The following is a 4,522-nucleotide window of genomic DNA, read 5'->3' as shown; positions in this document are numbered from 1 at the left end:
GTAGCAAGCGGGGCAAAATCCCGTGACGCCCACGATAAAGGGCACGAGTCCAACTAGCCCCCACCAGCTGCTAAAAGCGGCTCCGGCGATCATTATCGCTAGCCCGATCAGCGCTCTTATTATCCTAGTTTTTTTACTTAACATTGCATTTTCCTTTCTTTGTTTTTACATTTTTTACACGTATTTATACCAAAAAATTTATAAAGAGGACAATAACCGTAAACAGCCGTCAGTAGCGGCACGAGACCGACCAGCCACAGCCAGCACTCGCAGACGAACCCAAATGCGTATATCCAAACCGCAGCGATTACTAGGCGGATAGTTTTATCTAAAATCCCGACGTTTTGCATTTTCTCTCCTTTATGCTAGGCCTCTTATCATGCCTTGCATGACCATCGGCTTCATCATATATAGCTTCATCGCCCAGTTTAGGTAGCTCTCGCGAGTCGCGCCCATGCACGCTATCGTAGGCTCGGGCTTGCCCGTCCAGTTAAACTCCACCATCACCGCCTTGCCGAATTTCGTTAGCAGCGGGCAGGCGGTGTAGCCGCCGTATTTTGCACTCGGTTCGCGTCCTTTTATGACGTCGGCTAGATTTTGCGCCAGCACGGGATACATCTTGCGTATACTAGCTCCGGTTTTACCGGCGGGAAATCCACAAACATCGCCGATAGCAAATATATTTTTAAATTTCGAGTGTTGTAGCGTCTCGCGCGTGAGGCTAATCCAGTTGCCTGCCACATCGCCCTTTTCTACGCTTAGCCCAGCATCGGCGTAGATTTTAGAAGCCTTCATGCGAGGCACTAGGTGTAGGTAGTCAAATTTTACTTCGACTAGCTCTTTAGCGAGTTTATTTTCGCCGTTTTCGCGGTACGGCATAGCGTGCTCAAATACCGCCATATTTGCACTTTTATCCACCTCGACCAGCTGATGCGAGGTAAAATACTTCACATCTCGCTCCTCAAGCATCCCTTCTATCATTTTAGCATAAACAGGAGCGGAAAATATCGTCCGAGCACCCGAGTATATCGAGATATCAAGCTTGTCTCTGTTGCCTAAATTTCGCGCCATATCTTCGGTTAGCAGCGTTACTTTTTTATTTGCGCCCGAACACTTCATCGGTGTTTTGTTGTCGCTAAAGACTATCTTGCCGCCTTCTTTGCCGACTTTTTTCATTATGCCAGACATAGCAACGGCGCCTGGAATCGTGTAGATAGAAGTCACGTTGTCGCTACCGATATCGTCGGCGCTAAGTCCTTTTACGCTCTCAAACTCATACTCCGCTCCGCTAGCTATCACAAGGTAGTCGTAGTTCAAATTTGACCCGTCCTCTAGCTTGACGGAATTTGTCGCCGGATCGATGGAAGCGGCATTTTGCTTTATCCATTTTACGCCGTCTGGGATCAAATTTGATTTTTCGTAGGTTATGTCTTCGGGCAGATAGTGACCGGCTGCGATGAGCGTAAAGCCGGGCTGATAGTAGAAGTACTCGTCCTTATCAAGGACCGTTAGTTCGGCGTTTGGCATATCTCGTCGTAGTTTCGCCGCCAGGCTGATACCGCCTAGACCGCCGCCGATTATTAGGATATTTGCGCGGATGTCCGCATTTTCTCCCGCATTTAGCTTGCTAGCCCCTGCGACTCCCGCCGCCGCTAGCCCCGCCGCGCCTAAAATTTTCAAGACGCCTCTTCTGTCGATGCTTTGCATAAAAGCTCCTTTTAGAAGTTATTGTCAAATCATAGCGCATTTTAAAATTTAAATATGTAACAAAGTCACCTTAACGTCACGACCCCGCGTTTTAGCTCGACGAGCCCCTTTTTCTGCATCTCTTTTAGCGCCCTTGATACCGCTTCTCGCGCGCTAGCGATGTCGTTTGCGATCTGCTCGTGCGTGATCTTTAGCCCGTTTTTCGCGCCATTTTGCTCGAGGAAATTTATTATTCTCCGAGCTAGCGGTAAAAATAGCGTCTGATCCATCGCCGTTATCGCGGAGCTAAACCGCGTAGCCATGAGCTCTAGCGCGTGATTTGCCACCTGCGGATAGTTTTCGCGTAGCCTCTTAAATATCTCCCTCGGTATCAAAATCATCCGCACGTCATCTTCGATTTGCAAATTTATCTCCGCTTGCAGCGCTCCTAGCGAGCAAAAGCCGCACAGCATACAGCTATCGCCGTCTTGCAGGTTAAAGACGGTGATCTCTTTAAAATTACTCGTGCTAACCAGCCCGCGCGCACGCCCGCTTATGATGATCGCGTAGCCAAGGCAGCCATCTTTTGGGTATATTCGCTCGCCTTTTTTAAAGCTTTTTAGCATCGCACTTTTTAACACCGCCTCTTCATCCTGCGCACTAAGCGTAAATTTAGACATAAACCGTTGCTTTATCGTATCTTTTAGCTCGTCTCCCGACATACGCGCTCCTTGATTAATTTCGGCTTTGTTTAATTATATTTTCTTTTACGTAAAAGCCCGGTGATAAAATTTAGCTACAAAATATTTTAAGCATTGATTTATTTTGTGACTAACTCACCGAAATTGCGCTAAAATTGGGGTAAAATTTAGAAAAAACGAGGAAAAATATGAAAACGCAGGACGAAAAACCAAGCTGGCTGCAGCACTTTCCGATCATGTTTTACACCGTAGTTATGGGGCTTGGCGGACTGGCTCTCGCATACGAGCGGCTAAATTTGATCTTTGATATTTCAGGCGCGGTTTTTGAGATTTTACGCGGTGCGGCTAGCCTAGCGTACGCGCTCATCTGCGCTTGTTACGCGGCAAAGCTGATCAGATACCCGCAAGCTTGCAAGGCGGAGTTTTTCCACCCGGTGCGCGTAAATTTTTTCGCCGCCTTTTCGATCGGCACGCTGCTAGTCGCCTCGCTCTGGCGGGACTTCGCGCCAGTTTACGACGCGCTTTTTTGCGTGGGCGTAGCGTTTCAGACCTTTATCACGCTGCACGTCGTATCCTTTTGGATCAAAAATAACGTCCAGATCGCACACTCAAACCCCGCGTGGTTCATCCCGATCGTCGGCAACCTCTTTGTCCCGCTAGCCGCACCCGCCGCGAGCGAGCTTGCGTGGTATTACTTTGCGATCGGGATATTTTTTTGGCCCGTACTCTTTGCGGTTTTGTTTTACCGCATCATCTTCCACGATCAGATGCCGCAGAAATTTATCCCGACGCTTTTTATCGTGATCGCGCCGCCTGCGATGGCGTTTTTGGACTACGTTAAGCTCACCGGCAGCTTTGACGTCACGGCGAAGATCATGCTCTACATCACGCTATTTTTCGCGCTTCTCATCCTTTTTATGTTTAAAAGCTTTTTGCGGCTTAAATTTTTCCTCTCGTGGTGGGCGTTTACCTTCCCGACGGCTGCGGCTAGCATCGCGTTTTTGCGAGCGTTTGAGTTTAACGGGATTAAGTTTTTCTTGTTTGCGGGAGCGGCCGGTTTTGCCATCTTGTGTATTTTTATAGGTATCGTGGGCTTTTATACGGTAAAGGCAATGCGGCGCGGCGAAATTTGCGTGCCTGAGTGATAGTTTTGTGAAATTTAAAAATCCGCGCTCAAATTTGATATTTAAACGCGGATTTTGGGAGCGTAAATAAGCCGAAGCCGCTTAAATTTACTTTATCGATCCCATCATTTTTAGCATATTTTCAAGCTCTTTTACTTCGGCTATGCCTTGATTGCACGTAGATTCTTGCTCCTCTTTGCTCATCTTTTTTATGCTCGCGTAGTCGGCCTCAAACTCTTTTTTCGTCGCGGCGACGTCAAAGTCCTTTTTACCCTGAGCCTGGGCTTGTTTTGCCATCGAATCGATGAAGTCGTAAGAAACTTTTTTGTACTCCTCGCAAGCAGCAGGCATCTCAGCAGCCGCAAGCTGTCCGGCAAAAGCGCAAAGCGCGACGAAAAGCAGTGATTTTTTCATATTTATCCTTTTTAAAAAATGCGGCGTATGATAGCGAAATTTGGATAAATTAGCCATGACGGGCGATAAGTTCGCTAAAAAAGATCTCCCGCGCGTAAAATTTAACTCCGAGCGAGGCGAGCTTGTCTTGTATCGGTAGCGCTAGCTCCTCTATGCCGCTAAATACGCAAAGCGGCAAATTTTGCGCCCTCTCTTTGGTCGCCGCAAAGCTATCGTCGTCAAAAAATTTCTTTAAAAACACGAGCGTTTTTACCTTGTCCGCGCCCAGGTCCTCGATAAAAACGCTAAAATATTTATATTCGGGCTCCTCGCGCACTTCATCTTTCCGCGCGTAGTCGTCCGCCAGTTCGCGGTAAAATTCGTTGTTTAAATCAGTAAGCGGCGCAATCGCTTCAAGCGAGCAAGGCACCTCAAGCGCGGCAAGTGCGGTTAAAATTTCTTCAAATTTAACGACGTCGTCCGCGACCTTTATCGGCTCCCACGAACCCGCGCCGTGATAGGCAAAATACACGGGCGAGGCATCCCCGAGGGCAAAATCTACAAAAAACGGATCGTCCATGCCGTTACGCGCGATGACCCGCCAGCTCTTGCGCCACT

General features: G+C 48.1%; 7 protein-coding genes. 1 reads left to right on the top strand and 6 read right to left on the bottom strand.

Annotation, left to right across the window (positions count from 1 at the left end; all coding sequences use genetic code 11):
* The 4 genes from Q0546_RS12005 to Q0546_RS09950 all read right to left on the bottom strand — a co-directional run.
* The coding region (locus tag Q0546_RS12005; protein ID WP_366519262.1) for a DUF2892 domain-containing protein at positions 1 to 144 on the bottom strand (144 nt) is incomplete at its 3' end.
* Positions 138 to 350: a DUF2892 domain-containing protein gene (locus Q0546_RS09960; protein ID WP_297937884.1), complete on the bottom strand. Its 213-nt coding sequence runs from the start codon at positions 348 to 350 to the stop codon at positions 138 to 140. The genes Q0546_RS09960 and Q0546_RS12005, both read right to left, overlap by 7 nt.
* Before the next feature lie 10 nt (positions 351 to 360).
* Complete coding sequence (locus Q0546_RS09955) at positions 361 to 1,707, bottom strand: FAD/NAD(P)-binding oxidoreductase (RefSeq protein ID WP_298792665.1); 1,347 nt, start codon at positions 1,705 to 1,707, stop codon at positions 361 to 363.
* 65 nt (positions 1,708 to 1,772) lie between these two features.
* Positions 1,773 to 2,408: a Crp/Fnr family transcriptional regulator gene (locus Q0546_RS09950; RefSeq protein ID WP_298792664.1), complete on the bottom strand. Its 636-nt coding sequence runs from the start codon at positions 2,406 to 2,408 to the stop codon at positions 1,773 to 1,775.
* 167 nt (positions 2,409 to 2,575) lie between these two features.
* Between Q0546_RS09950 and Q0546_RS09945 the strand changes: the two genes are divergently transcribed.
* Positions 2,576 to 3,532 carry an SLAC1 anion channel family protein gene (locus Q0546_RS09945; RefSeq protein WP_298792662.1) on the top strand — a complete coding sequence of 319 codons (957 nt, stop codon included), beginning with the start codon at positions 2,576 to 2,578 and terminating at the stop codon, positions 3,530 to 3,532.
* An 87-nt stretch (positions 3,533 to 3,619) separates the two neighbouring features.
* On the opposite strand, the gene Q0546_RS09940 is transcribed toward Q0546_RS09945, so the two are convergent.
* Entirely contained in the window at positions 3,620 to 3,925 is a 306-nt protein-coding gene (locus Q0546_RS09940) for a DUF5339 domain-containing protein (RefSeq protein WP_122873302.1), read from the bottom strand.
* Positions 3,926 to 3,974: 49 nt separating this feature from the next.
* A partial coding sequence (locus Q0546_RS09935) for a hypothetical protein (protein ID WP_298792659.1) occupies positions 3,975 to 4,522 on the bottom strand: 548 nt, incomplete at its 5' end.

The sequence above is a fragment of the uncultured Campylobacter sp. genome, from assembly GCF_937997465.1.
Lineage (GTDB): Bacteria > Campylobacterota > Campylobacteria > Campylobacterales > Campylobacteraceae > Campylobacter_A.
Note: the sequence above shows the minus strand (reverse complement) of the source record. Positions and strands in the feature narration are given on the sequence as shown.

What these genes read in the sequence shown, in the direction of transcription:
- Q0546_RS09960 (WP_297937884.1), bottom strand. Translation starts at nt 350, where the DNA reads ATGCAAAACGTCGGGATTTTAGATAAAACTATCCGCCTAGTAATCGCT.
- Q0546_RS09955 (WP_298792665.1), bottom strand. Translation starts at nt 1,707, where the DNA reads ATGCAAAGCATCGACAGAAGAGGCGTCTTGAAAATTTTAGGCGCGGCG.
- Q0546_RS09950 (WP_298792664.1), bottom strand. Translation starts at nt 2,408, where the DNA reads ATGTCGGGAGACGAGCTAAAAGATACGATAAAGCAACGGTTTATGTCT.
- Q0546_RS09945 (WP_298792662.1), top strand. Translation starts at nt 2,576, where the DNA reads ATGAAAACGCAGGACGAAAAACCAAGCTGGCTGCAGCACTTTCCGATC.
- Q0546_RS09940 (WP_122873302.1), bottom strand. Translation starts at nt 3,925, where the DNA reads ATGAAAAAATCACTGCTTTTCGTCGCGCTTTGCGCTTTTGCCGGACAG.